At 54.2% G+C, this 25,595-nt stretch carries 29 protein-coding genes; 27 read left to right on the top strand and 2 right to left on the bottom strand.

Annotated features, from left to right (window positions below; translation table 11 throughout):
• Positions 1-103 precede the first annotated feature (103 nt).
• Complete coding sequence (locus RGW60_RS23400; protein WP_322207051.1) at positions 104-577, bottom strand: DUF6392 family protein; 474 nt, start codon at positions 575-577, stop codon at positions 104-106.
• Between the two features lie 111 nt (positions 578-688).
• Positions 689-1,036, bottom strand: coding sequence for a helix-turn-helix transcriptional regulator (locus RGW60_RS23395; protein WP_322207050.1), 348 nt, complete (start codon positions 1,034-1,036; stop codon positions 689-691).
• A gap of 259 nt (positions 1,037-1,295) precedes the next feature.
• Between RGW60_RS23395 and RGW60_RS23390 the strand changes: the two genes are divergently transcribed.
• From RGW60_RS23390 to traP, 27 genes are all read left to right on the top strand, one after another.
• On the top strand, positions 1,296-1,829 hold the full coding sequence (locus tag RGW60_RS23390) for a transcription termination/antitermination NusG family protein (RefSeq protein WP_322207049.1): 534 nt from the start codon (positions 1,296-1,298) through the stop codon (positions 1,827-1,829).
• 85 nt (positions 1,830-1,914) lie between these two features.
• Positions 1,915-2,133: a hypothetical protein gene (locus RGW60_RS23385; RefSeq protein WP_322207048.1), complete on the top strand. Its 219-nt coding sequence runs from the start codon at positions 1,915-1,917 to the stop codon at positions 2,131-2,133.
• A 500-nt stretch (positions 2,134-2,633) separates the two neighbouring features.
• Positions 2,634-2,984 (top strand): TcpQ domain-containing protein, encoded by a 351-nt coding sequence (locus RGW60_RS23380; RefSeq protein WP_322207047.1) that lies wholly within the window; start codon positions 2,634-2,636, stop codon positions 2,982-2,984.
• Positions 2,981-4,723 carry a PilN family type IVB pilus formation outer membrane protein gene (locus RGW60_RS23375; protein ID WP_322207046.1) on the top strand — a complete coding sequence of 581 codons (1,743 nt, stop codon included), beginning with the start codon at positions 2,981-2,983 and terminating at the stop codon, positions 4,721-4,723. The genes RGW60_RS23380 and RGW60_RS23375 overlap by 4 nt, the downstream gene beginning before the upstream one ends.
• A gap of 2 nt (positions 4,724-4,725) precedes the next feature.
• Positions 4,726-6,051, top strand: a complete 1,326-nt coding sequence (pilO2, locus tag RGW60_RS23370) for a type 4b pilus protein PilO2 (RefSeq protein WP_322207045.1) — start codon at positions 4,726-4,728, stop codon at positions 6,049-6,051.
• The gene (gene pilP, locus RGW60_RS23365; protein WP_322207044.1) at positions 6,041-6,613 is read left to right on the top strand and encodes a type IV pilus biogenesis protein PilP; all 573 of its coding nucleotides are present in this window, start codon (positions 6,041-6,043) and stop codon (positions 6,611-6,613) included. The genes pilO2 and pilP overlap by 11 nt, the downstream gene beginning before the upstream one ends.
• Before the next feature lie 99 nt (positions 6,614-6,712).
• Positions 6,713-8,260, top strand: coding sequence for a GspE/PulE family protein (locus RGW60_RS23360; RefSeq protein WP_322207096.1), 1,548 nt, complete (start codon positions 6,713-6,715; stop codon positions 8,258-8,260).
• A 61-nt stretch (positions 8,261-8,321) separates the two neighbouring features.
• Complete coding sequence (locus RGW60_RS23355) at positions 8,322-9,413, top strand: type II secretion system F family protein (RefSeq protein WP_322207095.1); 1,092 nt, start codon at positions 8,322-8,324, stop codon at positions 9,411-9,413.
• A gap of 20 nt (positions 9,414-9,433) precedes the next feature.
• Complete coding sequence (locus tag RGW60_RS23350; protein ID WP_322207043.1) at positions 9,434-9,958, top strand: type 4 pilus major pilin; 525 nt, start codon at positions 9,434-9,436, stop codon at positions 9,956-9,958.
• A 10-nt stretch (positions 9,959-9,968) separates the two neighbouring features.
• Positions 9,969-10,910 (top strand): ATPase, T2SS/T4P/T4SS family, encoded by a 942-nt coding sequence (locus RGW60_RS23345; protein WP_322207042.1) that lies wholly within the window; start codon positions 9,969-9,971, stop codon positions 10,908-10,910.
• Positions 10,897-12,291 (top strand): shufflon system plasmid conjugative transfer pilus tip adhesin PilV, encoded by a 1,395-nt coding sequence (gene pilV, locus RGW60_RS23340; RefSeq protein ID WP_322207041.1) that lies wholly within the window; start codon positions 10,897-10,899, stop codon positions 12,289-12,291. The genes RGW60_RS23345 and pilV overlap by 14 nt, the downstream gene beginning before the upstream one ends.
• 13 nt (positions 12,292-12,304) lie before the next feature.
• A complete protein-coding gene (gene pilM / locus RGW60_RS23335; RefSeq protein WP_322207040.1) occupies positions 12,305-12,742 on the top strand; it encodes a type IV pilus biogenesis protein PilM in 438 nt (145 codons plus the stop codon).
• The gene (locus RGW60_RS23330) at positions 12,739-13,263 is read left to right on the top strand and encodes a Soluble lytic murein transglycosylase (RefSeq protein ID WP_322207039.1); all 525 of its coding nucleotides are present in this window, start codon (positions 12,739-12,741) and stop codon (positions 13,261-13,263) included. The genes pilM and RGW60_RS23330 overlap by 4 nt, the downstream gene beginning before the upstream one ends.
• Positions 13,264-13,339: 76 nt before the next feature.
• Positions 13,340-13,831, top strand: a complete 492-nt coding sequence (locus tag RGW60_RS23325) for a lytic transglycosylase domain-containing protein (protein WP_322207038.1) — start codon at positions 13,340-13,342, stop codon at positions 13,829-13,831.
• Between the two features lie 36 nt (positions 13,832-13,867).
• A complete protein-coding gene (locus RGW60_RS23320) occupies positions 13,868-14,326 on the top strand; it encodes a DotD/TraH family lipoprotein (RefSeq protein WP_322207037.1) in 459 nt (152 codons plus the stop codon).
• On the top strand, positions 14,323-15,126 hold the full coding sequence (locus RGW60_RS23315) for a type IV secretion system DotC family protein (protein ID WP_322207036.1): 804 nt from the start codon (positions 14,323-14,325) through the stop codon (positions 15,124-15,126). Before RGW60_RS23320 ends, RGW60_RS23315 begins: the two co-directional genes overlap by 4 nt.
• Positions 15,123-16,295, top strand: a complete 1,173-nt coding sequence (traJ, locus tag RGW60_RS23310; RefSeq protein WP_322207035.1) for a plasmid transfer ATPase TraJ — start codon at positions 15,123-15,125, stop codon at positions 16,293-16,295. Before RGW60_RS23315 ends, traJ begins: the two co-directional genes overlap by 4 nt.
• A 50-nt stretch (positions 16,296-16,345) precedes the next feature.
• On the top strand, positions 16,346-16,861 hold the full coding sequence (locus RGW60_RS23305; RefSeq protein ID WP_322207094.1) for a phospholipase D family protein: 516 nt from the start codon (positions 16,346-16,348) through the stop codon (positions 16,859-16,861).
• A 54-nt stretch (positions 16,862-16,915) separates the two neighbouring features.
• Positions 16,916-17,161, top strand: coding sequence for a hypothetical protein (locus RGW60_RS23300; protein ID WP_322207034.1), 246 nt, complete (start codon positions 16,916-16,918; stop codon positions 17,159-17,161).
• The gene (gene icmT, locus RGW60_RS23295; RefSeq protein WP_322207033.1) at positions 17,142-17,429 is read left to right on the top strand and encodes an IcmT/TraK family protein; all 288 of its coding nucleotides are present in this window, start codon (positions 17,142-17,144) and stop codon (positions 17,427-17,429) included. The genes RGW60_RS23300 and icmT overlap by 20 nt, the downstream gene beginning before the upstream one ends.
• Positions 17,430-17,432: 3 nt before the next feature.
• Positions 17,433-20,936: an LPD7 domain-containing protein gene (locus RGW60_RS23290; protein WP_322207032.1), complete on the top strand. Its 3,504-nt coding sequence runs from the start codon at positions 17,433-17,435 to the stop codon at positions 20,934-20,936.
• 25 nt (positions 20,937-20,961) lie between these two features.
• Positions 20,962-21,309 carry a conjugal transfer protein gene (locus RGW60_RS23285; protein ID WP_322207031.1) on the top strand — a complete coding sequence of 116 codons (348 nt, stop codon included), beginning with the start codon at positions 20,962-20,964 and terminating at the stop codon, positions 21,307-21,309.
• 15 nt (positions 21,310-21,324) lie between these two features.
• Positions 21,325-22,035, top strand: a complete 711-nt coding sequence (locus tag RGW60_RS23280; protein WP_322207030.1) for a DotI/IcmL/TraM family protein — start codon at positions 21,325-21,327, stop codon at positions 22,033-22,035.
• Between the two features lie 14 nt (positions 22,036-22,049).
• Positions 22,050-22,451, top strand: a complete 402-nt coding sequence (locus RGW60_RS23275; RefSeq protein WP_322207029.1) for a hypothetical protein — start codon at positions 22,050-22,052, stop codon at positions 22,449-22,451.
• An 82-nt stretch (positions 22,452-22,533) separates the two neighbouring features.
• Entirely contained in the window at positions 22,534-23,529 is a 996-nt protein-coding gene (locus RGW60_RS23270; protein WP_322207028.1) for a DotH/IcmK family type IV secretion protein, read from the top strand.
• A 2-nt stretch (positions 23,530-23,531) separates the two neighbouring features.
• Complete coding sequence (gene traO / locus RGW60_RS23265) at positions 23,532-24,890, top strand: conjugal transfer protein TraO (protein WP_322207027.1); 1,359 nt, start codon at positions 23,532-23,534, stop codon at positions 24,888-24,890.
• Positions 24,890-25,594: a conjugal transfer protein TraP gene (gene traP / locus RGW60_RS23260; RefSeq protein WP_322207026.1), complete on the top strand. Its 705-nt coding sequence runs from the start codon at positions 24,890-24,892 to the stop codon at positions 25,592-25,594. Before traO ends, traP begins: the two co-directional genes overlap by 1 nt.
• The last annotated feature ends 1 nt before the right edge of the window (position 25,595 follow it).

Below are 25,595 nucleotides of genomic sequence, written 5' to 3'. Positions count from 1 at the left end.
TACATGTGTGGCACTGGAGAACGTTAGCCGGTTACTAAAACACGGTGACAGCTGAAACTGGCAAGACGTTCTACCAGTGTAACCCCTCGATGTGAGGGGCTAGTTATACGTTCTTGTCGATCACCGAAAACAATAGTTTGCTAATTTTCATATTCTTCACGTATTGAAATTCCACCATTGCGGCCGGATGCAAGTTTGAATCAAGCTGATAGGTGTCCCATCCGCTCAAGCCTGTGCCTCTAAGTGCAATTGCCCCTTTAGAAAACATAGGTTCGCCGAATGCCTTTTGGACCTCTTTTTGATCAGTGACAGATTTAAAAGGTTCTGGTAATTCACCTCCATATATCGGCAGCAGATTAGTAGTTTGCTCATCTTTTAATGTTATGTATATAACCTCGAAACGTAAGGTTTCGGGCCAGAATATCAACTCAATCCCTGGAACCGGCTCGATCTCTAATGATTCACCATCTTCATACATATCTCTTAGTGGATGGTAATCTATTACTTTGTTAGCAATTAGAGCGTCGTACGTACAGCCCAGGTTCTTGATTAAACGTTCCATATTTACGGAGTTCATCTGCGCCTCAGACCTGTTGGATAATCCCCCATGCGCCCCTCGCGCACGCGGGGGGCCGATAAGATGCCGTGAAGTCGCGTTTTTTACCAGACCTACATGACCTTGTAATAGCTAACGAAGGTTAGCCTTTTTTGGGCGGCGTGCTTGAACGATCAGGTGCTGTAAATCGGTAGGATCATCAATCCGGTAGATGAGGTCGATCAGAACCGAACGTAGCTCGCTGATTGCCTGCCACCGGGCTTCTACTTCCGTAGGAAGGAAGTCGAGAGGGGAAACACCGAAGAAAATCGCTAGTTTGACCAATTGCTCCCCATCGGGAGAAAAATCGCCCCGTTCATAGCGGCCGACGGTGGTGACTTCACAGTCGAGCGCTTCGGCCAGCCTCGCCTGTGTGATGTGCTTCGCTTTACGGTGTGATCTGATCCTTGAACCGATGAGCGATCGAATCGGAGAAGTCATTTTCCCGCCTGAAATGAGTCAGTTTCGGGAGTCTTGCTCAATTTAAAAGTGCAAAATTGCATAATATGCATATGTGATTGATAACTTTGTTGAATGTGCATAGAATCAATAATGGCGGTGTGCCATTGCAATTTTTAACACTGTACATATAATCAGCCGCCGTCAACACGACGGGCTAGATCCTCTGTGGAGGGTCGCTGAAAGGGAATGGGCTACGGCGCGTTTGTGGCGGCGCGTGTCCGCATACAGGGGTATAGGGATGTTTCGATGGCACTTGATCACACATAATTTTCATGCTTTTCAGATGGTTACAGAAAAGATAAAACTGTTGGGGGTGGAGGTTTTTGCCCCTACCAAGATCGAAGTAAAAAAACGGCGGGACTGCAATGCCGTTCGATACATGGAAACACAGCTTTTTCCTGGTTACCTTTTTGTCCGGCTCGATCCTGAGCAGGTGCATCCTTCCAAGATCTCCGACATTCCAGGCGTAAAAGAATTTGTCCGGTTCGGCGGCGAGATCTGCAGCGTATCTAACTCGCTGATTGAAGCATTGAGGGAATCCCTGCTGCTGCAGGTCGACCAAAAGGTTACTAGCCTTGAATGTCGTAATGTCTCCCCCAACGTCTTAAGAACCTTGTCAGTAATTGCATTGATGAAATCAAAGCTTGAGCGTCAGACCGCGCTTTTTGCTTTGCTGCAAAATGACTCAGTGCTCATCCATATGGGGAGCCAACCGTACTCGCGCATCGGTTCGGTTATCGAGAAGCCACAGGTCAACGAATTGCTCTGGTAACAAACTGATTTAGCCCCAAAAAAATACTTTTAAACACACTGCATGCATGCGCATCGCGGTGTGTTTGCATTTGTCTGGAGAAAATATGAAGAGAGATAAGGTTCGAAGCTTTCAGGGTGGTAATACGACGAAAGTGGTTTATGTGGGGACCGATGGATACAAAGAGCTTTGCGATAAAGCTATCGATATTAGCCACAAAGGCGGCAAGCAAATTACGCCCGCACAGCTAAATCGTTATTTGATTACAAACTATGCGGAGGCGGCTGGAGAGCGGCTGATTGAGGAAATGAAAATTCCTACATGAGTTTTGTCCGGTCCACCACGCCATAGTCCAGCTGCGAGGCAATTATGCGAACCCCCTTTATTTTAACGGCTTTAGTTGCATCACTTTCCGGTTGTACCGTCGCGCCAAAAACGGCTCAGATACCAGCGGAAGGTTGGGTGGATGAGCAGATTGCGCAAAGCGCGACCGCTATCAGTCTGGCCCAGCGCCGGCTGTATCAAACCAGCCCAGCTCTACCAGCAGCTCCTGCAAGCGTTAAGTATTCAGCCGCCGATCCGGGAGCCAAGTCTGTAGCACCGATGACGACAATGGCTACGTCGACTAAATCCACAGTACGAGCGACAACCCTAGCACCTGCTGTGGTTCCAGCTGCTGTTGCCGCTGCGGCGAGCCCCTCACTGTCGAGCAAGCCGACTGTCCTGATCGCCACGCCGTCTAAGGTGGCCACGGCCCCAACCGCGGCACCGAGCAAAGATTTTTCAGCAACCCCAATCCAGCCCGTCACCGTTGTTGGATCCACGATGCCCGCTGCAAAGCTAATCGTACCGACGCCGGCGCCCTTCGTCGGGCCATTCGCAGTGGTTCCTGCTCCGCGCTTGGCTCCAGCGCCTCCGCCGCTACCTACTTGGTCTGCACCTGTGGGTACCACGCTGCACCAGACAGTTACCAAGTGGTGCCAGCGAGCGAGCGTGCAACTGATATGGAATCAGGAGGATCTGGACTACCCAATCGAAGCGCCCTTGAGCTTCAAAGGCACATTCCAAGATGCGATAGGCCAGATGTTCCCTCTTTACGACAGCGCCAAACGCAGCTTCGTCGTTGATGGCAATTCGAGTCAGGGGATCCTTTACGTATCTGAGAGGAAGAAATGATGAAATCGTTCTTCAAGTTGAATTGCATAACCATCGCGCTGCTGGTGTGCACCAGTTGCACGCTGCAGCGAGTAAACGAATCGGCTGCACGCGCAGAGAAAGAGGGCGCCGATGCAGCCCAATATGCTGCAAACGCCCGTAACCAAAGGCCAGAGCCAAAGCGTGCAACGGTGATTTTCAGTGACAAGCCTTGGGTATCTACCCAGCCTGTAGCTGCAAAGCGCGGCCTGCCTACGGCACTTGACTGTGAAAAGACTTACCGTCCTACCGGTAGCATCACCATCACCGACGTGGCGCAGTTCATTACCAACGAGTGCGGCGTGCCGGTACTGGTTTCACCTGAAGCAATCAACCCAGGGCTGAGCGTCCTTGCTAGCGGGGGGAGTCAAATCGCGCAGGGGCCTGCATTGGCAAATCCGGAAAGCCTTGCAGGGTTATTCCCATCTGGTCCGACCCAAGGGCCAAGGCAAGGCGTGGGAATAGGCACTGCCGGATTCGCCGCGCCAAGTGTCGTCAACGGTATCAAGTTCAATGGCCGCATTTCGGCCCTGCTGGACCTGGTGACCTCTCGACTCGGCCTGTCTTGGTACTACTCTCAAGCAGAGCGCGCAGTGCGTGTGAACTACTTCGACACGAAAGTTTTCGATGTGTACGCCTTCGGCGATAAGCAGGAAATTGAAACCGTTGTGAAGTCTGGCATGACTACCACCACGGGGTCCGGTGCTGGGACCAACGGTGGATCCAGCGCAGCTTCGGGCGCTAGCGGTGAATCGGGCAGCAATCAAAGCACTAAGGTAACGCTCAACACCTCGATCCTCTCCGACATCCAGAACAACGTGCAATCGATGCTGAGCCAGTCGCCCCCCGGTCGGCTTTATATGGCTCCCTCAACCGGCACACTCACGGTCACAGACCGGCCTGAAGTGTTGGCTCGGGTTGAGGCATACCTAAACAAGACGAACGCTGAAATCACTCGGCAGGTTCTTTTCAACGTGAAGGTGTTTGAGGTCACGCTGACCGATACAGACCAGTTAGGTCTGAACTGGCAAGCGGTCTACAAATCCTTGTCCGGCAATTTTGGTTTTTCTCTCACCAATACCGCTGCTGGCATCAGCACCAATGCCGTCGCCGGGTCGATTGGCATCGTCGACTCAGCCAATTCCCCGTGGGCTGGTTCAACAGCAATTATTAAAGCGCTGGCCGAACAAGGGCGTGTATCGGATGTGCGCTCGCCATCGGTGACAACCCTCAACTTGCAGCCGGCACCGATTCAGATCGGGAACGTGAAAGGCTACATCCCTTCGAGTTCAACTAGCAGCACGGCTTCAGTTGGCACGAGTACAGCTCTGAATGCCGGAACGATCACCTCTGGTTTCAACATGACCCTGCTGCCTCGGATCATCGCGAACGATGATCTCTTAGTGATGATTTCGATCAACATGAGTTCGAAGCCAACCTTTACAACATTTACCAGCGGCGGATCCAGTGCGCAGACCGCCGATTACGACACCAAAGGTCTGAGTCCCAAGGTCAAGCTGCGCAGCGGGCAGACGCTGATTCTGTCAGGCTTCGATGAGATGAGCGAAGACGCTAACAAAAGTGGTGTGGGCAGTCCTGGATTCATGGGGTTGGGTGGTTCTCAAGTCCGAACATCGACGCACAGTGTGCTGGTTGTTCTCATCACTCCGATCTTGCTAGGCCAGGCCGGGGATGACGAAATCTTCGGTCGGACTGCATAGCCATGGCTATTAAGGCGATATCCACCAAGCCCACCAAGCAAGCAAAGGTCCAAATACTGACGTATCACGGCAATTCGTTTGTCACCGGGTTGCTTTGGCACCCGCTGGACAGCCTTACGGGCTATATGCGTGAGGCTCGCCAGTTCGGTCGTAAAGAAATGATGGATATCGTGGCTATCCGGCCCGCTAAGACCATCATTCAAGCCGGATTTGTCGCTCACAATGATGGCGCAGTGAAAGGTATGTACTCACTCGCCGCGTCATTGGCCGGTCAGTTGGGCGATTCATGGATCGCCGCTTGGCGAGTCTCCCCGAATGAAGATCGATACGCTTTAGTCGCAGTGGATCAAGGCGCCGTTCTTCCTGCTTGTGATCAGGTCGGTACCGCTGAGGAAACTCAGCGCAAAGTCGCCCAGATGCTTAGCAGCTCGATAGCATTTAAGGACATCTACCTGCCCAAAGAATTCGAGCGGGGAGGTGACAGTCTCGATGTCGGGCCATTACTTCACCCGCAGAATTTGCGTCGAGAATATCGGTTACGTCCACTCACCTTCGGGCTGTCTAAAAGCGAGCTAACACGAGTCTCGTTAGTCGGCGCTTTGGTCATTGGTGCTCTGATCGGATGGCAACAATGGAACAGCTATACGGTACGTCAGGCCAGAGTCGCTGCTATGCAGCGCCAAGCCGAACTGGACGCACTGAATGCGCGCTCTAACCAGCAGCAAACGATGCAAGCACTGGAACATCCGTGGGCAAAGCATCCCGACGTCGCTGACTTCATCGCGGGCTGCAACGGGGCAATTGACCGTATTCCTTTGAGTATTTCAGGGTGGGTGTTCTCGGCAGCCGTGTGCGATGGCGCCCTTGTATCTGCTTCCTTTAAGCGCACAGGCAATAGCACGGCCAGCGGGTTGATCAATGCAACGCGAGGTCACTTTTCGGATGAGCCGGCCATCTTCGACCATGGCAACAGTGCAGCATTGAAGATCAGTCTCAAGCTGAAACTCGCGGGTGATGAACCATTACTCCAAACGAGTGAAGCACTGCCGCGTTTGACGTCCTGGTTACATGGCCAAGCTCTGGCGCCGACGCTCACGGAAATACCAGTGGCCGTTCCACCTCCCGCAAACCTGCCCGGTGGTGCTACCCGGCCTCCAGCCCCTCCACCGGACTGGAAGCACTTTGAATTGAAGTACAGCAGCTCGGTGCCGCCGGCGATCGAGCTGCGCAATGTGCCTAACACAGGCTTTCGATTGCGCGAAATCACTACCGAACTGAAGACCGACCAACTGACCTGGTCAGTGACTGGAGACCTTTATGCGAAATGAATATTTGTTCCTGCCAGTGTTGCTGGCCATCGCTGGTTTACCCCGGCTAGGTCTCGCAGACGAAAGCACAGTAGGTATTAGCGTGGGTGAGCTTTCAGCAGTGCAGAGCGAAACGTATCTGTACAGGGCGCAGGGTGAGCGAGCGAAAGCACAGCGAGCGATCGCTGGTGAGGAGCCGAGAACGTTACAACCATCCCCCTATGGGTATCAGCCCATCCAGCCCGTATCCAGTAATACCGAGTCGCTGCCGGTAGTCAAATTGGTCTACGGCTCAAGCCAGAGTTTGCGTGCCACGCTGCTTTACAGCGGCGGGTTCGAGATCGAGGCACAGGCTGGTGGCCGAGAGCTTCCGGGCGGATACAAGGTCGAGTCCATCAGCATGGATGACGTTGTTCTAACCCGTTCCGGCAAGCGATATCCCTTGGGATTCTCTTCAACAGCGCCCGTGAATAGATCTGCAGACGTTTCAAGTCGCATGCCTGTTACAGGGTTCGCTGGGTTACCTGGTACGCCAATGCCGATGGGGATGCCGGCCTCTACCACCTTGCCTGAGCAGCCTTGAGGAGTATTTACCATGAGCACCCTGTCGCAACCCCCGATCAATCCTGATCATGACGCCAGTAGCAATGAGGCCCAGCACATGACATTGCTAGGGCCGGACATGCCACCTGCTAATCAGGAGCTGGTGGTAACGCTTGCTAGCAACATTGGGCGTGTACTAACCGCTGTTGGAGAACAGTGGGAAGCCAAGCCGGCACTACGGCAACTTTGTGCTCTAACTGATGATGGATACCTCTATGTGTCCTCACAACATCTGATGGACCACCATGTTATGGCGTTTCAGGACCGCCTTGAGCGGGCTGACGTAGCTTTTGAAATCAAGCCGGCAACCATGAGCGAGATTCAGGCGATCTATCAAGCTCATTCCCGAACTGATGACTCTCCATCCTCCGTATCAGCTACCACCCAACGACAGCAAGAAGTGATTGCCCTGATGGGTCGCGCTCACAAAGCGGGTGCCAGCGACATCCATTTTGTGGTTGGCCACGACATCACGCGTATTTTCTTCCGGCTGCATGGGATGCTTACCCAGGCCGGTGAAATTCCCAGTTCTAAAGGGCGCGAATTGTGCTCCTCGCTCTACAACAGCATGTGCGATGTATCGAAAGACCATTATCAGCCTGAGATCCGTCAAGACGCGCGGGTCAGCCGTAAGTTTGTTGATCAACTGAGCTTGTTCGGCGCACGGGTAGCAACTCGGCCACTGGTAGACGGGCCTTTAATGGTCCTTCGACTGCTGTCGGATGATGAGACAAAGCAAACAATGGAGGAGTTAGGTTTTTTGTCGGTACAAGTTGGGCAGATCCGGCGTCTATGTCGCCTGCCCTACGGCGTCACCTTCATCACTGGTCCCACAGGTTCTGGTAAGTCGAAGACCTTACAAATCAATATCAATTCAGTTGCAAGGGATACAAAGGGAACGCGGCACATCCTGACTGTCGAAGACCCGCCTGAATATCCATTGTTGGCTAACCAGTCACCTAAAGGTGGCGATGAAACCTGGGAAGAGGCCATCGCAAATTCCATGCGTTTGGATCCAGACATTCTTATGTACGGCGAAGTTCGAGACCTGGCTTCGTGCATCGCCGTATTCACAGGCGGACTGACAGGGCACTTGGTGCTTTCAACGCTGCACACGAACAACGCAATCGCGTCGCTTCAGCGTTTGGTCGATATGGGCATGGATATCAGTCTTATCACAGACCCGGCTCTATTGACCGGAATAGTGAACCAATCGCTTATACCTGTCCTTTGTGAGCATTGTCGGAAACCGGCCAAGGACCATCTTAGTGAGCTCGATGTCGATTTGGTTGATCGATTGGCGCTATTGAAAATTGACGACGCGAATCTCTTAGGGGATGGCTGCAACCACTGCGAAATGCTGGGGGTTACAACCCGAACGGCTGTAGCTGAAGTTCTAGTGACAACTCACGGATTTATGAAGGTTTTCAAACAGAGTGCTAGCGAAGCCCGAAATTATTGGGTCAAGCACATGGGGGGCATTACTAAGACAGCTCACACCATTATGAAGGTCCGTGCGGGGATTATTGATCCACGAATGGCAGAGACCATCGTAGGTCCACTGGACTTCGACCACTACATTCTGGAGCAGAATCATGTTGAAGAAGTTCCGGCATGCACTTCGTGAAAACTGGCATAGCAAAAAGTCGGTAGGAAAGTGGTTGCACCATTTATCGACGTTTCATCAGATCCGGGATGCACTTACCGAAGGATACGCAGCACTGGCTAATCGCTGGTATAGCAAGCAATTTGGTGGGAAGGAGCGCATCCAGTTTTACGAGAGCATGGTGGCGCTTCTGGAAAATGGCGTGCCTCTCCAAGAGGCGTTGCTGGAAGTCAGTAATGTCTACAGCGACGAGGGTAAGCGGCCATTTCACCCGATAGCCTTGGCGGGCTCCGCAATGAGCGCGACCGTCAGCAATGGTAAGTCATTGGGTTGGGCCTGCCAGCCTTGGATGCCCTATCAAGAAGTGGCGATCATCGCGTCAGGCGAAAAGTCAGGAGAATTGCAGCAAGCATTTTTTGACTGTGTGCGCACTATTGAAGCTCGGCAAAAGATTGTCTCGCTGATCCTTACCTCCTCGCTCTATCCGGCATTGTTGTGGTCGTTGATGGCTTATCTGCTGCACATCATTGCCACCAGGATGGTGCCAGCGATGGCTCGCCGGTCCGATCCTGAAGGTTGGACCGGCATTCCTTCTCTGTTGTATTCGATGTCGACATTCGTAAACAACTGGGGTTTGGTGACACTGATCGGTTTCGTACTGTTCGTTGTGATTTCGATCGGTACTTTGCCTTACTTCTGCGGCCCAATTCGGGTGCGTCTGGAGCGGCTGCCGCCCTGGTCGATCTATAAGGCACTGCACGGTTCGACATTCCTTCTCAATATCGCTGTGATGCTTCGCTCCAACATAAATCAGCTCGATGCACTGGAAGCCCTGGAGCTTAACGCCAAGCCCTGGCTGCGTGAGCGGCTGACTGCTGCGCGCTATGGCGTTCGGATGGGCAAAAACTTCGGCATGGCATTGAAGTTGGCCGGTCATGAGTTCCCGGATAAACAAGCCGTACAGTTTCTCTGCGTACTTGCCACGCGCAAGGGCTTCTCAGAGGCCATTCACCGGTTTAGTAATCGCTGGCTGGAAAATTCGTTAAAGAACGTTGAGCGGTACTCCAAGAGCCTGCTGATTTTTTCGTCCATGGCCATCGGTGTGCTGATGATCCTGGTGTTAATCGGGACTTACAGCATGCAGACCGCCATCACGAACACGCTTCAACACTAATCTATCAAGAGGTAGTTCCTATGCAACGCAAAACCCGCAGTCAACACTGTCAACGCGGCTTTATCGACCTTTCTATGTTGTTCGTTTTGATCGTAATCGCCATTGGCATCGGCTATGCCATCTATAACGGCGGTTCGCTGCTTTCCAGCTCCGATGTAAGTAACGAACAATCGAATATCGGTCAACTGATTGCCAACACGAGGAAGCTTAAAGGCAGTAATGGATACGGTACTTCAGGTACGAGCCTGGTCACGCAGCTCCAGACCAGTAAAGGCCTGCCAAACATGAGTGTTTCCGGCACCACTCTCTACAACGCCTGGAACGGAACGGTCACAGTCACTTCGGGTGGCATGACTTTCATCCTCACCGAAAACGGCATACCAGGAGATGCGTGCATGACCCTGGCAACCAAAATCAGTCGTGGCCAGAAGGTAACCAGCTCTATCAATGGCGGATCGAGCACTACGGGAGAGGTGGACTCGGCAACTGCAGCCGCTAGTTGCACCGACTCCACCAGCAACACCCTAGCCTGGACCGTATTTTAAGGAAGCCTGCATGAGCCGTATCACTGAGGCAGATTTTGTAGACCTCTACTTAGGCGAAACCTTCAGCGATGTGAAAGGGCTCAACGGTGCGTCGACCAAGAAGGTCGACGCACCGTCTGAATGGACGGACGACCTCGTTCGTTTAAAAGCTCAATGTTCTGCTCACTTTGCCGAGTTTCAGGATCCGGAGTTTTCGCTGATCGAGGATGGTGTGGTGTTGCGTGTCACACAGATCGTCGACTCGCTGGGAAAAGAAGTTTTTGCGATATCGAAAGCAAAACCGAAGATCATGCAATTTGATTCACTGGGTTTCCCTGACAGTTTGGTTGCCACGCTGTTGGATGACGTTTCTAGCGGTTTGGTTATCTTCTGTGGGGAAATGGGTGCCGGTAAAACCTCCAGCGCTGCTTCGCTGGTGGTGGCCAGGCTGGAGGCATGTGGTGGCATAGCCTTCGCTATGGAAGATCCACGAGAAACTAACCTTAACGGCCCCCACGGGCAGGGACGCTGTATTCAAATGCAGGTTTCCCGGCGTACAGGGGGGTATGAGGAAGCTTTTCTCCGTGCGTTACGAACTCGCGCCGATTTGCTGTTTGTCGGAGAGATCCGTGATTCACGGACCGCAGCCCTAGTTGTGCGCGCCTCAATTAACGGTCATTTCATCATTACAACTTCGCACTCGGGGTCGCCCTCACAGGCTATTGAGTATATAGCTGCACTCGCTCAGCCAGAAATCAGTAATGCCCGGGAGATTCTTGCTCAGGGGTTACTGGCTGTTATTTTCCAGACATTAGACAAAGGGCGCGGCAGATCAACTCTCAAGGTCAAGAGCCTACTGTTCTCGGGTGAAGACGGTCCTGGTATTCGCCAGAAAATACGAACGGGTAACGTACAACAAGTTGACCAAGACGTGGAGAGTCAATCAAAGAGGAATATTTATGGAAGTATCTAAGGCGCAATTTCAATTGCTTAGAAAGCAAGGCGGATTTATCGCCATCGAGTTCATGTTCGCCATCATCGCTTTTGTTACGTTGTGTACGATTGGCGCTAATATGCTGGCAAGATATCAGGACTCGCAAAATTACCAGATTGCGGCACAGCAGCACCAAACTGTCGCCAATGCTGCAGCCAAGTACCTCAAGGACAATTTCAGCGCCGTCGTAGCAGTGGCAACCCCCACCGTCCCTGCCCAAATTACTACAACGATGCTTCGTAATACCAACTACCTGCCTGGCGGTTTTGGTGACACAAATGCATTCGGGCAAAGATTTTTGGTACTTGCTCGTAGTCCTGCAGCTAATCAACTCGAATCGATTGTCCTCACCACTGGTGGTGAAACGATCGATGAGATAGGCACCCGGGAAATCGCGGAGAACCTAGGAGGGGCGGGCGGGTTCATTCCCACCACTAATACCAGCATCGTTCAGGGCGTGCGCGGAGGTTGGCAGATCGCGCTTAGCAACTATGGGATGAACCCAGGTGTGGGACACAACGCGAGTGCACTTTTTCTTCAAGACGGCACACTGGTCAACGATTACCTCTATCGCAATGCGGTAGCAGGTCATCCTGAAGTCAACACCATGAACACCTCAATCAACGTCAACGGTAATAACCTAAACGGGGTAAATGCCACCAACACCACGACGCTTAACGCAACCACGGTTAATACCAATGTGGAAAATGCCACCACCACAAACACAACAGGTGAAACTACTACGGGCGGTTGGTTTAGAACAACGGGTGATACAGGGTGGTACAGCCAAAAATGGGGCGGTGGCTGGTATATGTCCGATCCAACATGGCTCAGGGCCTATGCAGACAAGAGTATTTATACCGGTGGACAGGTGCAGGCTGGAACGCTTGCATCTGTAGGCCGTACAACGGTAGGCGAATATCTGCAGATCAACGGTATCGCGAGCCTTGGTGGCGGGTGTGCATCTAATGGCCTTATTGGTCGGGATGTACATGGCTTAGCCCTATCTTGTAAAGATGGTATATGGCGCGGTGGCGGGGTTAGTGGAACCTACCAATACATCGGTAACTTCGTAGGAGCTGTGACACTCACGACTGGCTCCCAAGCCGCTATTGTTCAGGTCTCCGGTGGCGTAGATTATACCTGCGGTCCTAACGGCGGCAGCAGCGGGGTGAATGAGTTTAGCTTGGTCGCTTATGTAAACGGTTCATCCGTGGCGGGTACCTCGGACGCGAACCCAGATTGGTCTAAGAGTGGTTATATATCCTTCGGTGTTCCTGCAAACACAGCTTATTCCATCCAGTCATACCCTTATTCGTGTACGGGGGGTGTTTTTTCAGTGTTTGCATTCCTGCTTTAACTATGGTGCCGCGATGCCTCTTCTGTGGGTTTTGATACTAGTAACGTTATCTATTACTTTCATGTTTAACTCTGAACAAGCTATCCAAGACAGAAATGCTTCGGTCACAGACGTTACGGTGGCTTCAGAAAGTATGTTGGTGTATCGAAACGCTGTTGCAAAATATTCATATTCTAACCCTGCATTTGTGGGCCGCGTTCCTGATACGTTGCTAAGCTTTCCCAGCTGGTACATTAAGTCACCGAACTTGAGTAACTACATTTCAGGCGGCACAAGTTATTCATTTTATGTAGGTTCGTTACCTGGTCTTGCCGGCGAATTGGCACATCAGACCGGATCAATAAATGTAGGAACCAATCAGAACGGTGTCCTACTGGCTCCAAATATAGCCAACTCGGGAATTGTGCTGCCAGCTCAGATCCCTCTCGGATCGGTGGTGCTTATCCAATGAGAAAGATCATGCTTCTACTCTCCGTTGTCGCCAGCGCTAACGCGACCGCTGAAACACCTCCTCCGGCCTATCAAATCGCGGCACTACCTCAGGGTGTTCCCCCTGCTGTTTTATATGCCGTGGCTAAAGTAGAGAGCAATTTCAAAATAAGAATCGGCTATTACCCTTGGCCCTGGACCTTAAACATTAAGGGGAAGGGCAGTTATTTTGCGACGCGCGCTGAGGCCTGTGGCGCGGTCATGGAAGGTTTACGGCAGTACGGCAAATACGGGGTGGATATAGGGCTGACGCAGCAGAATTGGGGTTGGATCGGCTCACAGCACTATGTCCATCCCTGCGATGCGTTGTCACCGAGTGACAACCTAGCCACCGCCGCAATCGAGTTACGAAAATGCTTCGATAAGGAGGGCGATTGGGTGAGGGCCGCTGGGTGTTATCACCGGCCAGCCGGAGGCGAACCTGCCCGAGTTTATCGGGAAATTTTCAGCCAAAAATACCGCCAAGTAATTGGCCTGAACTAGTCAGTTGGCGTAATGCCGTCGACGCCAGATCGATCACTAAGGCGTACAAATCACCGCAATGTAGTGGAGACCAACCATGAGGTCAGTTTGGTTCTACCTGGTTTTGTTAATGCCACTTCCTGCTTCGGCTTTCTGTTTTCAGGAGGCCGGTCAGCGTTACAAGGTTGACCCGATACTGCTGGAAGCGATTGGGATCCATGAAAGTAAACTGCAGCAGCACGCGGTGAACCGTAACGTCGACGCGAGCGGCAAATTGCTCAGCACTGATTACGGCGTGATGCAAATTAATACCGATAACGCCAACCACTTGATTCGCATGGGGCTGATTCGCCGTCCCGCAGACCTGTTAGCCGACGCATGTTTTAACGTTCAGGCCGGGGCTTGGGTGTTGGCCCGCCATCTGCGAGTTTGTGGCAACACGTGGCGTTGTCTGGGCTCTTACAACGCAGGTTTCCACCCTTCAGCTGTTCAAGAGAAAAAGCGTCTGCGCTACGCGCAAGAAATTCGCACGATTTACAACCGCCTGAAAGCGCTTGGCCCTACTCCGGCCAACCTCGCAATCCGTTAATAGCTGCGCCCTGTCCAGGGTGTCAGGAGACCATCGATGAAGCTCTTTATTTTCGCTGCGCCTGCGGTGGCCTTGCTGCTGGCCGGCTGCCAGGCTTTTTACGAAAAAGCCCCGGTACAACCCGCTACGCCTGATCCTGCGTTAATCCGGGTGATCGCGCAGCAGCAAGTGTTGTGGCAAGAAGGGGTGATGAATACCCAGTCACCGCTGCCGGCGGATGCTATCCATTTCGACGGTGACCTGGTGTCAGTGACGTGGAGCGCTGATGCAGTTGAACTGCTGTCGCATTTGGCCCGTCAACGAGATGTGCGCTTCACCTGGGCCGGTGTGCGTCTTCCGTTGCCCGTCAATGTGCATGCCAGTGCCGTTACCTATGAAAATCTGTTGCACCTGATCGAAATGCAGACCGCCTGGCGCGCCACGTTGCATGAGTGGCCGGGTGAATTGGCGTTGGTGTTTGCGCAGCCACAACCAACGGCAGGGGGGCGTCAGTGAAAAAATCACTCCTGACGCTTGTCTTAATTCAGGGCCTGATGGGATGTGTACAGACGCCTTCATCTACGCCATCGGATGCGCCGCCGGCGCTGGACAGCTACCTGAGTACAACACGACCAGCATCGGCCGATGTTTCGGACACGCGCAGGCAGCTACTTGAAGAAGCTGGGCGCACAGTGGGTTTTCGCGGAGGTAAAGCCCAGCGCGCCTGGGAATTGCGACAGGCGCTCGAAAAGCGCTTTGGTCGCCTTGAGCTGATGTACGACTTTCGGACGTTGATCAGCTCCGAAGGGTGGCTACCGCCGGTGGTTGATGAGGCAGTTGACGTGGCTCACATCACTCCGGGGCAGATTCACCTAGCCTCTCACGTTTACGAAATCATTGCCCCAGAACGGTTTGTCAGTAATCCACCGTCCTGGCGCAGTTGGCTTCTGGCTGGGTTAGCCACCATGCCGACAGATGGGCCGGAGTCTTCAGTGCTGCCAGAAAATGTCGTGCAAAAGGGCCTGTGGCAAGCCGCGATTCGGCAGGGTTGGGATGAAGGGCGGATAAGCGCGGACCATACGCTTGAAGCCAATTTTAACCGTCTCAAGCGCGATTATACGGGCATGTTGTTGTACTCCTTTGTCCTGCGCGAAGGCCTGATGACCAAGCCTGTTGTCACCGACCAACAGCAAACAGTAACGGGCGACCGTCAGAAACTTACCACCGGCGATCGCGTTCGCACACTGAAGGAGAATGCCGGTTTTATCCCCGACAAAACCCAGTGGCGTCCGGTCATACGCAGAGCGCAGCCATGACAGACACCGCGATTTTTGAACCCTTCCCCTTTGAAGGCGGGTTGAACAGCCTCACGTTGCGCGACTTTTTCGTGTGGTGCGCCCGACAAAACGTCAGCGATATCCATATCCAGGGTGGTAATCACCTTGTTGTTGGTCATCACGGGCGGCTTCAAAAGGCCAGTCGGTTCGTTTTGGCAGATGACATATTGTCGAAATTGGTGGACGAAATTTTCAACCCCGAGGTTCGCGCTACGGTGCGAGGCGGGCGTCCTGTGGATCGGGCGCTGCAGCTCGATGGCGATATTAACCAGCGTTACGGTCTGGAGCGGGGAGAGCGGTTGCGTTTTCGGTGCAACTTCGTTCAGGCAACTGCTGGCCGGCTGGATACAACGCTCGCCCTGACGATGCGGATCATTCCATCGCTAATTCCCGAATTGACGAAGATGGGCCTTGAAAATGATCTGTTCGAGGCCCTGTTACCGTCCAACGGCATAGGCCTGATCGGAGGGATAACAGGCTCGGGAAAAAGCACTCTGCTTGCATCGACCTACCGCTACTGCCTGGATCATGACCCTGACCGCAAGATCACCACGATCGAAGATCCGATCGAATACATCTTTGGTCGCACCGGTGACATTTTGGAGCCGACGCAGCTGCAGATCGGGCGTGATGTGGCCACCTATGGCGATGGCATCCGAGCGGCCTTGCGCCGTGCGCCATCGATTATCGGCGTGGGTGAAATGCGTGACTTAGACACCTTGTCTGCCGGGATTCTCGCGGGCCAGCTGGGGCACTTCAACCTTACAACCGTGCACATTCATTCGCCAGGTGAGGCGATTCCTCGCTGTCTGACTTTGGTACCGGCTGAAATGCGTGAAGCAACTGCTCGCGACTTGCTTGGCGTGCTGCAGTACATCGTGGTGCAAAAGCTCTTGCGGACCACCGACGGCCAGCGTCAGGCAGCGCGGGAATACATCATCTTCGACGATCCGCTTCGCACGAAGCTGGCGGGCATGCCCTACGTCCAGTGGGGCCAACACATTGACAGCATCATCCGTATGGAAAGACGCCGCATCGCTGACCAGGCTTGGCGGCTTTACCAAGAGAACCGCATTGACCGACGCGAACTGGCTTCAGCCATGACGACGTATCAGTTGCGAGAACTGGAAAAGGAGAAAAGCTCGTGAAGGTAATGAATATGCTTTTGAAACCACCTAAAAACTTTGGCGGTGGGCTGATGTTCTGGGCTGTGCTGCTAAACGTGGCACAGGCGGCACAGGCGGCACAGGCGGCACAGGTGCAGGTAGGTTTTTCGCCAGAAGGAGGCGCTGAAGTCCTGGTGGTCAACGTCATCCAGGCCGCGCAACAGCAGATCAGGCTAATGGGCTACAGCTTTACCTCGCCCAAGGTAGTCAAGGCCCTCATTGCCGCCAAAGAGCGCGGGGTCGATGTTCAGATTGTGCTCGATGCGCACGGCAACGAAGGCAAAGGCAGCCGCGCGGCGATGAACGTAATCGCGAATGCGGGCATACCACTGCGCACTGACGCGGCATACAAGATCCAGCACGACAAAGTGATCATCAGCGATGGTCAAAATGTTGAGACAGGATCCTTCAACTATTCCACCGCAGCGGCCAAATCAAACAGCGAAAACGCGCTGGTGATGTGGGGGTTTCCTGAGGTGGCCAGCGTCTATCTGCAGCATTGGAAATCGCGCTGGGATCAGGGCAAACCCTACCAGTCGACCTACTAGGCTGCTCATATTCACCACATTCATGCGCCTGACGGCGACTTGAGGGAGACCAGCATGCGAGACGAGTCGGATGAGAAAGCCTATCGGGACATTGAGTCGTTGATAGCTCAAAGCACACCGGGTGAAGCGTGGGCAATGCACTTCGTTTCTGCCGGGGCAGTGCGGGGGAACATAGAGACGGCGGTGGCGGCGCTCATTGCCAAGGGTAACAAAGCGCTTGAGCTTGAATTCCCGCAACTTGCTCAGGCATCACGGAGCAGTCAACTGCTGGGAGATCGAAATGAACGACAGCTCAGATAACGAGCCGATCGGCTTTTGGCGCAATGCCTCCCGACCTTTGAGCGTTTATGGCGTCCCGGCACCGCTGTTTCTTTTGTACCTGTTCTGGTTTCGATTTCCATCCCTGAACACGATCTATGTCATCACGGCAATTATCGGCGGTTTTCGCGTGCTGTCGTTTTTCGGCTGGACGCTCAAGGTACTGGTCACCCGCCTGGTGTATTTGGCACGCGGAAAACAGCTATCCGGTCGGCCATGGTGGTATCGGCGCTTTACCGAGGGGGATTGATCCATGAAAACATCAGAACATCCGTTTTGGTTAGCAGTGCCGTATGAGGAGCGCGAAGTCGCCAGAGAGCGCGCCGGAGACTTGGCAAATGGCCAATCGGCGCTCAAATGGGATGAAGAAGCAAAACTGTTTTTTGCGCGGCCCGGTTCTGATCTAGAGCGCTTGCGGGACTGGTGGCCGGACAGCAGCCGCCGCGCCGGTGGGGGGGACGCGGAGGCTGAATTCCTCGATGCCTTGACCCAAGAGGGCTTGGTGATCAAAGGGATGCCGGTGATGGATGGCCAGCGTCAACGGGTGGCGACTGTCGAGGACAAAAACGGGAAAAAAAGCGGTGTATACCGTGGCTATCTTGATCGCCGGCCAGGCGGCTGGTTTATCAACTACCACCGAGCCGAAACGGAAAAATCCGTTACCAACTGGAAAGCAACGGGGGGTGAAGCTGACCCGATCACCCAGTTGCATATCCGCGCCGGAGCTCGACAGGCTCAGGAAGAAGCGGGGCGTTTGCGCGAAGAGACCTACGTTAAACAAACGCTGGCAGCGAAGAATCTCTACGATCGATTGCCTGCGGCCGAACCTGCGCATCCGTATATGGTGCGCAAGGGAATACCTCCTACGCCCGACCTCCGCCAAACAAAAAACGGCGCCCTCGTGGTGCCGTTTTTTAATGCCTCCGGTGAGTTCAGAACTCTGCAATACATCTCACCCGACGGGGAAAAGTTCCTCTTCAAGGATGCGCCCAAACAAGGGCACTTCCTGGTGGTCGGGGGGGCGCTGACGGCAGATCAACCGTTGTTGTACGCCGAAGGGTATGCCACTGCCCGGAGCCTGAATTTGGCCACAGGGCATCCAGTTGTGATGACTATCGATGCCGGAAACATGGTGGCCGTAGCCAAAGTGCTGCATGAGCAATTTCCCGACAGCACTCACCTGTTTCTGGCGGACTTTGACCACGCCAAAGCGGAGAACAAGGGGCTAATGATGGCCACGTTGGCTGCTGAGCAAGTCGGTGGCCAAGTCCTATACCCCGATTTTACCGATGAAGAAAAAGCCCGGGGGCTGACTGATTACAACGATCTTCACCAATCACGAGGCCTTGACGCGGTGCGCAGTCACGTCGTGCCGGTACTCAATCAGATAAATGAGGGTTACACCATGCAGGACGATCGCACACCTGAAGATTCAGGCATGTCGCCATATCTACCTTCCGAAACTCCGACCATTCCCGGTGAGGTCACGGCACCGGCACCGGCCGCTAAAAAGCCCCGTAGCCCCCGCACGCCAAAAAACCCCATGCAACCGCAACTCGACGAAGCATCCACAGCAACCGCTGCCGTGGATTCTCAAGCTCCGCTAATGGGATTAGCAGCAGGCCTGGTAGAGGCAGCGGAACCGCAATCGTCAGAGACGCTTACCTCTGAACCTTCGCCGAAATCCGAGCCCGAATTGCTCAAGGAAGCTTCCGACGTAGCTGTAAAAGCCCCGTTGGCCACACAGTTGACTGTTGAGTTAGGTACTGAACTCACTCCCGACGAGCGCAACATGTTGCAAAGCCAAGGATGGACCGATGAGCAATTGTCGGATATCCCTGCGGACCAGGCTCGGTCCGCACTGGCTGGTGAACTCATTGACCTCGACAACATTCCGCTGCCTGTGGCGCAGCCGGAAATGCAAGTCGAGACGATTGACCTCGGTGCTACCCCGTTGCCGGATGTGAAGCCCGTTTTGGCTACTGACGTAGCCGGAACCATGCCGGCAGAAGAACCGGTGATAACGCCGCGCCTGGTGCAGGCTGGCAGTGACGAAGCGCAGCCGGTGGCACAGACCGGCGGCGATTCGATCTGGGTAGGTCCACCTCGACCACGGAATGAAGAGGCACAGCCAAAAGTTAGTCAAATCGACAAAGATGCACTTCTGTCGCGGCTCACCAGTGAATTGCAAAGCGACAAGACGGTGCTTTACAAGCTCGATGGCGAGCCGGCGTTCATCGATCGGGGCATGCGCCTAGAAATGGTCGATGGTGCCAGCCAAAATGATGAGAAGGTGCTGGCAGCGCTGCTGACTGCTGCAGAGTATTACCGGGGACGGATCGAGCTGACTGGTAGCGATGCGTTTCAAAGAAAGGCGATCGGTTTGATTGCCCAGCATCAGCTCAATGTGACGATGAAAAATCCTGCTCAGCAAATGCAGCTGGTAGAGGCTCGCAAAGCCTTGCAAGACACGACCGTGGAAAGGGATTCTATCAACGGGGAGCCGCCGCCGGCATACGGCGCATCGCATCAACCGTCTGCGGAGCCGGCGGACTCCCCGGCGGACGCAGCAACTACCGTGAGCAAACCTGCAGCAGCTCCCGCGCCAGTAGCCAACCCGGTAATGGGCATTGGCGAGATTCCGCAATCAGATGCTCGCCAGTCGGCCGAAAAAAAAGTGACTCAGGCATCCTCGAATGAACAGCCTGCTTCGAGCGACGAGCAGCCTTCCCCGGGGAATGGCTTCACGAAAACCATCTCACCTGAAGTCCATCAGAACCATCAAGCTGCACAGCAGGGCGTTACCGGCAAGGTGATTGCATTTGGGAGCGCGCCATTCCGCTTTGAAGATGGCAATACCGACAGTACATACATCAAGCTGCGTACCAAAACGGGCCAGCAGACATACTGGGGCAAGGAATTAGCAGGTTTGCTACGCGAAACGCGTGTTCAGCCTGGCAAGGTGGTCACCTTGCAGTGGCTAGGCAAAGAGCCAGTCGTCGTTCGCGTGCCCATCAAGGATGATCAAGGCGTCACCATGCGTTTTGATGAAAAAAATGCGCACCGCAACCAATGGTCGTTGACGGTGATGGGTGGTACATCGGTCCGCACCGGGCAAGATGACGGTGTGAAACTGGCGGCTTACGACGTTCAGCGCTTTGGTCAGGTTCAGCAAGCGTTGATGGCCCGGACGCGATTGGATATCCCGCTGCCTTCGACGCCAAAAGATGGTCTGTTTTGGTTGACCCCGGACGGGCAAGGAAGCTCCAAAACTGGTGATGCGCTGTCGGCACCACGTCCAGGCGTCGACAACAAAGCAGCAGGGCAGCCTGTGATGAGCAGTTGGTCTGAGGATGGCCACCTTGACATGCTCCTGGTGCGTGGTGATGGTCCTTATTTGCAAGGTGTAGTGCGTCAAGATGGGCAATTTCAGCATGTGCTGGTGAGCCTTCCAGGTAGTCAAGACGCACCGGCGATGGTGTTTAACGTGCTTACAGCTGCGGGTCTGGTTCCGATTGGCAGCGGCAATGCAATTAACCGCTCAGGCGGAGTCGCTGTCTCACGCGAAAACATTGCGTTCAAACTGGATGGCGACACTGCGGTGCGTATCGGCAAGCTTGATAAGCCCGCTGAAGTACCGCCGGCACTGCATGCGCGCCTCGGGTTTGATGAACGCTGGAGTGATGACAATACGCTCCCAAAGTCCGCACCGGCGGCGGCACCCTCAGCACTGCCAAGCGATCCCCGCCCGGCGTAAAGCGCTAACAGCAAAGGAACTCAGCATGTTGAAGAAAAGCATGTGCGGCGCACTGCTGACGGTTTTGTGCTGCTTGCCGGTTGTAGTAAATGCAACGACCTGCCGCTCCGGCCAAGCGGCAACACAGGGCAGTCAGGCTGGATATGCCCAAGCCAAATTGGCGGCCGATTCATGGGCTGACCGCGAACGCACAGTGTCAGACCAACTCCAGGCCTGCCTGTCACGTATTCGCACCACGAGCATTAGCTTGCCGTCGTTTCCAAGTCTGCAAGACATCATGAATCAGGTCGCGGACAAGGTGTGCCAAGCCGCAGTGAACCAAATCAATAGCAACATCCCCAGCAGCATCGATCCTTGGCAGAAGTATCAGTAATTGAGGAGCAATGAAATGCAGACACCCGATGTGAACAGCCTCGTGGATGAAACTCCTGCAGGGGACGAACGCGTAGCTAGGCAGACAGACGATGCTGCAGCTTTCGAACATGCCATGGCAGGTCAGCGTCACCGAGAGCTGGGGGCCGCATTCGCGCATCGCTGCCTAATCGTACTGCTCTGGGTAGGTGTTGGTCTGGCGTTGTCCATCGGCTTGAACATTTACTTGGGCTGGCAGGTGGCCCATGCACCGGTGAAATACTTCACCACTGAGAATGGCCGCGTGATTCCAGCATTTCCCCTGGATAAGCCGGGGTTCTCGCAGAGTGACGTAGCTGCGTTTGGAGCCGACACGATTCGCAACAGCTTCACGTTGGACTTTGTGCACTATCGAAACCAGATGACTGCAGTGAGCGAGGACTATTCAGAAATGGGTTATCCGGACTACTACAAGGCGTTGACAACTTCCAATGTGTTGGCTGCCGTAAGGGATCAGCGCATGAATCTCTCGGTAGAGGTAGGACCTGGCGTGATCCGCAGCAGGGGGGCTCCGGGCGGCATCTTCACTTGGGAGTTTCAGTACCCTGTAACCTTAAAACTAGAAGGCCAGCAGTCCAGCAGCCCACCCCAGCGTTTTATCTTCACTCAACGCATTCAGCAAACTGACGTGCGCGTGAAACACAAGGGACTTGAGGTTATGCAGGTGATCACCAGCAACGCTAACTGAGGCGGATACCAGCTATGAATCTTGCATTCGAAGCAGCACTGGCTGCTCGTTTACTCTGGATGGGTGTGATCTGTCTCAATGGTATTGGTGGTTTTGAAAAAGAGGCAGAGGCCGCCGCTCAAGCTGCATACGACGCTGTGGACCAGCTTGCATATTATGACTTCTTTGACTGGCATCACTATGGTGCGAATGCACCGTTACTGCTGCGCGATATCCCGCAGTTGGCCGAGCATTACGCCCTAGCGTACGAGCAGTGTTGTGAAGCGGCTCCAAACCAAGAGAAAAAGCGGCTGGATCTGGAGAGTGGTCTGAGGCACGAGCAATACATGCAAGATCTTGCAGACACCTACGCTGAAATCGAATGGGAGTTAGCCGAAGGCTGGAAACAAGACTGCCTCGACAACGGCCTCATCTAAAACTGAGCTGCCCAGCACACGCTAGAACAATCCTGCCTTAATCCAAGCGCATGCTTGGCTCTCGATGTATTAAGGAAACATTATGAAAACGCACATTGCGCTGGCCATATGGTTGGCCGCAGGCGGTTACGCCTGGGCGGCTGACGGGAATACCAGTTCACAGACTGCTCACGTTGCTGATCCAACAGGATGGGCGTCGGCCGGCGGAGCATCTGGCTCTGTCATCTCCGCGCCGTCATCGTCGGTACCGGCCAACGCTCAAGTGGCCTCAGGCAACGACCCTTTACCGCCGCCGTCACCGCTCTACAGCCAGGCCCAAGACGCCATATCCCCACTGTCGCCTAAGCAGGTTCGACAATTGATGGGCCAGGCCACAGAAATAGATCAGGCTATCGCGTCACCGCAAACGGCGATCGTGCCAAGGATCAGCGCAATTACGGTTGATCTAGCACCTGGTGCTAGCCTGCCGTTGGTGCGCACGGCCGTGAACTATCCCAGTTCGCTGAGCTTCATCGACAGTACCGGCGCGCCATGGAAGCTTGGCGCGGCGCCACTTAGTGGAAATCCAGCGATTGTCGTTTATTGGGTGCCTAACAGCCCCGTACTGGTTGTGTCTGCCAGTAAGCCATTTATGAGCGGCAACATCACGGTTTATCTCGACGGGCTTTCAGTGCCAATCGTGCTGAACGTTACCAGTGGTGAATCAGATACCCCGGCCAAAACCTGGACCGTTGATAGTCGTCTGGATATGCGGGTACCCAGACGTGGACCCGCAGCTCTGTCTGGCTCTGCTCCAGAGACGCGTATTGGCCTACATGACCGAACTCTTCAGGCATTCCTGGACGGAGTACCCCCTAAAGAGGCGCGGCAACTCAAAATCACGGGCGGTGTCCCGGACACAACTGTTTGGCAATTGGGGGATGACCTTTATGTCAGATCGCGAGCCGATATCCGTGACGAGTTTGAAGCCACCCTATCGTCGGCGGATGGAACGCATCTGTGGAAACTACCGCTCACGCCCTATGTGTCGTTCTCGGTGATGGGCCGCACAGCAGCGCTTAACGTGGCTCTGGAGTAGTTATGGCAAACAAAAATGATGCAGGACGAGACATCAAGCTCACCATTACATTGGTGATCGGTGTAGTCGTAGCGATCGCCGGTGGAGCCTATTTTTTGTGGAGCTGGCTCTCTGCCGCGCCACCAGAAAAATCACAGCTCGACATCAATCGAGTTACTGCCGGCTCTCACGGCAGTAGTAAAGAAACGCCGGAGTATCGGGAGCTGCTCAAGAAATACAACCAGCAGGGCGGGAACGCAGCGCAGCTCCAAAACAGCAGTTTTATCGCCAGTATCCCGATGGAACAGGAGCCTGTGGTACTGCCGGTCTCAACCGCAAAACCGACTGCACCCACGCAGTCAACTGCGAGACAAAGCCGCACTGACCAGAGCCAGGCGTCAGCGAATACCGGTAAGGAGGACGAGAGGCGTCAGAAAGCGTTGGACGATTTGCTCAAACGAATCAAACCGCCCGCAGAGGCCAAAGAGCACTTAGAAGGTTTACAAGTTGCCCAGGTGTTGGGAAGCGGAAGCGGCCTCGGGGGTGAGGGAGGTAAGGCAGGAAGTGATTACCAAAAATGGAGTGAAACTTTACCCGGTGGAGCACGGGTACAAGCTTCTATAAGCACTGCAAATGCTCGGACCGCTTCAATGGTGGGTGCACCGGTGGAAGTGATTCCGCCTTACTGGCGTGGTCCGGGGACCATTGATATTGGAGTTGATTCGGACAACAGCACCACACCGGTCCTGGGCAAACTTCCAACCGGGCCTTATGCCGGTGCAGTACTCAAGGCTACTGACGGAGCGAAGCTTGCTGGTGAAGGTGTAGTGATTCACTTTTCTGAGATGGCGCTCAATGGCATTAACTACAAAGTGGATGCCTACGCGCTCAAAGACGACACCCTGCTCGCGAACGTAGCGACCGATGTTAACCACCGTTATATGTCCCGGATCGTCGTGCCGGCGTTGCTCAGTGGAATTGGTGGCGTGGGCCAGATGTACTCCCAGGCCAACACTCAAGTGGTGAGCAATGGTTTTACCACTCAGACCGTACGTCCTGGATTACCGGATGGAACCGCAGTAGTGGGTGCGATTGCTGGAGGTACCGCGAGCCAAGCATCCAAAGTGCTTAGCGAAGATGCTGCGCGCATCCCGGCAGAGCAGGTCACGATAACCAAGGGACAGGTGGTGGCTATTCAGTTCATGCGCGGGGTGTACTCAGGCGATGCGATCGCTCCGGGCCAGGGTGGAGAGGCGATTAGACAGTCTGTTCCGGTGCAAGCATCGAGGGTGGCACTGATCCAACCCACTACTCAAGATCAATGGCGTGCACAAACTCAAGCACGCATCGAGCAGCAGCGACAGCTGCAGGAGAATAAGTGATGAATGAGTTTAGTCTTCCTGGCGCCGAGCCCATATCGGCAGCTCCGCCGCCGTTGATCCTAGGGACTCGATTCGGTTGGCTTAGCCATCCTTTTTTCCTGGGCCTGTCATTGCCCTGGCTGGTGGCAGCTGTGCTGGCTGTAGTGGTAGCGGGTTGGTATTTGTTTGCGCCGGAAGGCACAAACACGCCGACGGTTAATCAGCTGGCTTTTAATGAGGGCAGTAATCTACAGCCGGTATCCAGCGAGTATAAGGCCTCGGCGTCCGTCAATGATTCTCCCGGGTTGTCTCAGGTGCAGGATCAAGTGGCGGTGATGGTCGGCGGTGTTCGCAGTTTTGCCGAGGCTAATCGTACCGCCATCGAGCGCCTGGTGCAGACCACCAAAGCGCTGGGTGCGCAGTTGGCCGTAGTGCAACAGCAAGTGCTGGAGCTCCAAGCGCAGAACAGCTTGTTATCGGCTCAATTGTCGTCCAAGGGGTCGACGCCAGTGACTGCACACAGACGTGCACAACCCGCTGCTGTCGCGCCAAGTTCGCCGTTGGCGGAAATGCACCTAAGTGCAGTGCAATTGAATATGGCATGGGTGTACTGGCAGGAAAAAACGTGGGCTGTGCAAGTCGGCGACCGCTTAGGGGCGGTGACCGTGACCGGCATCGATGCCAACAACCGTCAGGTGCGCACCAGTTCCGGCATTCTCAAGTGAG

It is taken from the genome of Pseudomonas sp. AB6, from assembly GCF_034314105.1.
In the GTDB taxonomy this organism is placed as follows: Bacteria; Pseudomonadota; Gammaproteobacteria; order Pseudomonadales; family Pseudomonadaceae; genus Aquipseudomonas.
The sequence above is the reverse complement of the archived record's forward strand: the minus strand, read 5'-3'. Positions and strand labels throughout refer to the sequence as shown.

What these genes read in the sequence shown, in the direction of transcription:
- RGW60_RS23400 (WP_322207051.1), bottom strand. Translation starts at nt 577, where the DNA reads ATGAACTCCGTAAATATGGAACGTTTAATCAAGAACCTGGGCTGTACG.
- RGW60_RS23395 (WP_322207050.1), bottom strand. Translation starts at nt 1,036, where the DNA reads ATGACTTCTCCGATTCGATCGCTCATCGGTTCAAGGATCAGATCACAC.
- RGW60_RS23390 (WP_322207049.1), top strand. Translation starts at nt 1,296, where the DNA reads ATGTTTCGATGGCACTTGATCACACATAATTTTCATGCTTTTCAGATG.
- RGW60_RS23385 (WP_322207048.1), top strand. Translation starts at nt 1,915, where the DNA reads ATGAAGAGAGATAAGGTTCGAAGCTTTCAGGGTGGTAATACGACGAAA.
- RGW60_RS23380 (WP_322207047.1), top strand. Translation starts at nt 2,634, where the DNA reads ATGCCCGCTGCAAAGCTAATCGTACCGACGCCGGCGCCCTTCGTCGGG.
- RGW60_RS23375 (WP_322207046.1), top strand. Translation starts at nt 2,981, where the DNA reads ATGATGAAATCGTTCTTCAAGTTGAATTGCATAACCATCGCGCTGCTG.
- pilO2 (WP_322207045.1), top strand. Translation starts at nt 4,726, where the DNA reads ATGGCTATTAAGGCGATATCCACCAAGCCCACCAAGCAAGCAAAGGTC.
- pilP (WP_322207044.1), top strand. Translation starts at nt 6,041, where the DNA reads ATGCGAAATGAATATTTGTTCCTGCCAGTGTTGCTGGCCATCGCTGGT.
- RGW60_RS23360 (WP_322207096.1), top strand. Translation starts at nt 6,713, where the DNA reads ATGCCACCTGCTAATCAGGAGCTGGTGGTAACGCTTGCTAGCAACATT.
- RGW60_RS23350 (WP_322207043.1), top strand. Translation starts at nt 9,434, where the DNA reads ATGCAACGCAAAACCCGCAGTCAACACTGTCAACGCGGCTTTATCGAC.
- RGW60_RS23345 (WP_322207042.1), top strand. Translation starts at nt 9,969, where the DNA reads ATGAGCCGTATCACTGAGGCAGATTTTGTAGACCTCTACTTAGGCGAA.
- pilV (WP_322207041.1), top strand. Translation starts at nt 10,897, where the DNA reads ATGGAAGTATCTAAGGCGCAATTTCAATTGCTTAGAAAGCAAGGCGGA.
- pilM (WP_322207040.1), top strand. Translation starts at nt 12,305, where the DNA reads ATGCCTCTTCTGTGGGTTTTGATACTAGTAACGTTATCTATTACTTTC.
- RGW60_RS23330 (WP_322207039.1), top strand. Translation starts at nt 12,739, where the DNA reads ATGAGAAAGATCATGCTTCTACTCTCCGTTGTCGCCAGCGCTAACGCG.
- RGW60_RS23325 (WP_322207038.1), top strand. Translation starts at nt 13,340, where the DNA reads ATGAGGTCAGTTTGGTTCTACCTGGTTTTGTTAATGCCACTTCCTGCT.
- RGW60_RS23320 (WP_322207037.1), top strand. Translation starts at nt 13,868, where the DNA reads ATGAAGCTCTTTATTTTCGCTGCGCCTGCGGTGGCCTTGCTGCTGGCC.
- traJ (WP_322207035.1), top strand. Translation starts at nt 15,123, where the DNA reads ATGACAGACACCGCGATTTTTGAACCCTTCCCCTTTGAAGGCGGGTTG.
- RGW60_RS23305 (WP_322207094.1), top strand. Translation starts at nt 16,346, where the DNA reads ATGTTCTGGGCTGTGCTGCTAAACGTGGCACAGGCGGCACAGGCGGCA.
- RGW60_RS23300 (WP_322207034.1), top strand. Translation starts at nt 16,916, where the DNA reads ATGCGAGACGAGTCGGATGAGAAAGCCTATCGGGACATTGAGTCGTTG.
- icmT (WP_322207033.1), top strand. Translation starts at nt 17,142, where the DNA reads ATGAACGACAGCTCAGATAACGAGCCGATCGGCTTTTGGCGCAATGCC.
- RGW60_RS23290 (WP_322207032.1), top strand. Translation starts at nt 17,433, where the DNA reads ATGAAAACATCAGAACATCCGTTTTGGTTAGCAGTGCCGTATGAGGAG.
- RGW60_RS23285 (WP_322207031.1), top strand. Translation starts at nt 20,962, where the DNA reads ATGTTGAAGAAAAGCATGTGCGGCGCACTGCTGACGGTTTTGTGCTGC.
- RGW60_RS23280 (WP_322207030.1), top strand. Translation starts at nt 21,325, where the DNA reads ATGCAGACACCCGATGTGAACAGCCTCGTGGATGAAACTCCTGCAGGG.
- RGW60_RS23275 (WP_322207029.1), top strand. Translation starts at nt 22,050, where the DNA reads ATGAATCTTGCATTCGAAGCAGCACTGGCTGCTCGTTTACTCTGGATG.
- RGW60_RS23270 (WP_322207028.1), top strand. Translation starts at nt 22,534, where the DNA reads ATGAAAACGCACATTGCGCTGGCCATATGGTTGGCCGCAGGCGGTTAC.
- traO (WP_322207027.1), top strand. Translation starts at nt 23,532, where the DNA reads ATGGCAAACAAAAATGATGCAGGACGAGACATCAAGCTCACCATTACA.
- traP (WP_322207026.1), top strand. Translation starts at nt 24,890, where the DNA reads ATGAATGAGTTTAGTCTTCCTGGCGCCGAGCCCATATCGGCAGCTCCG.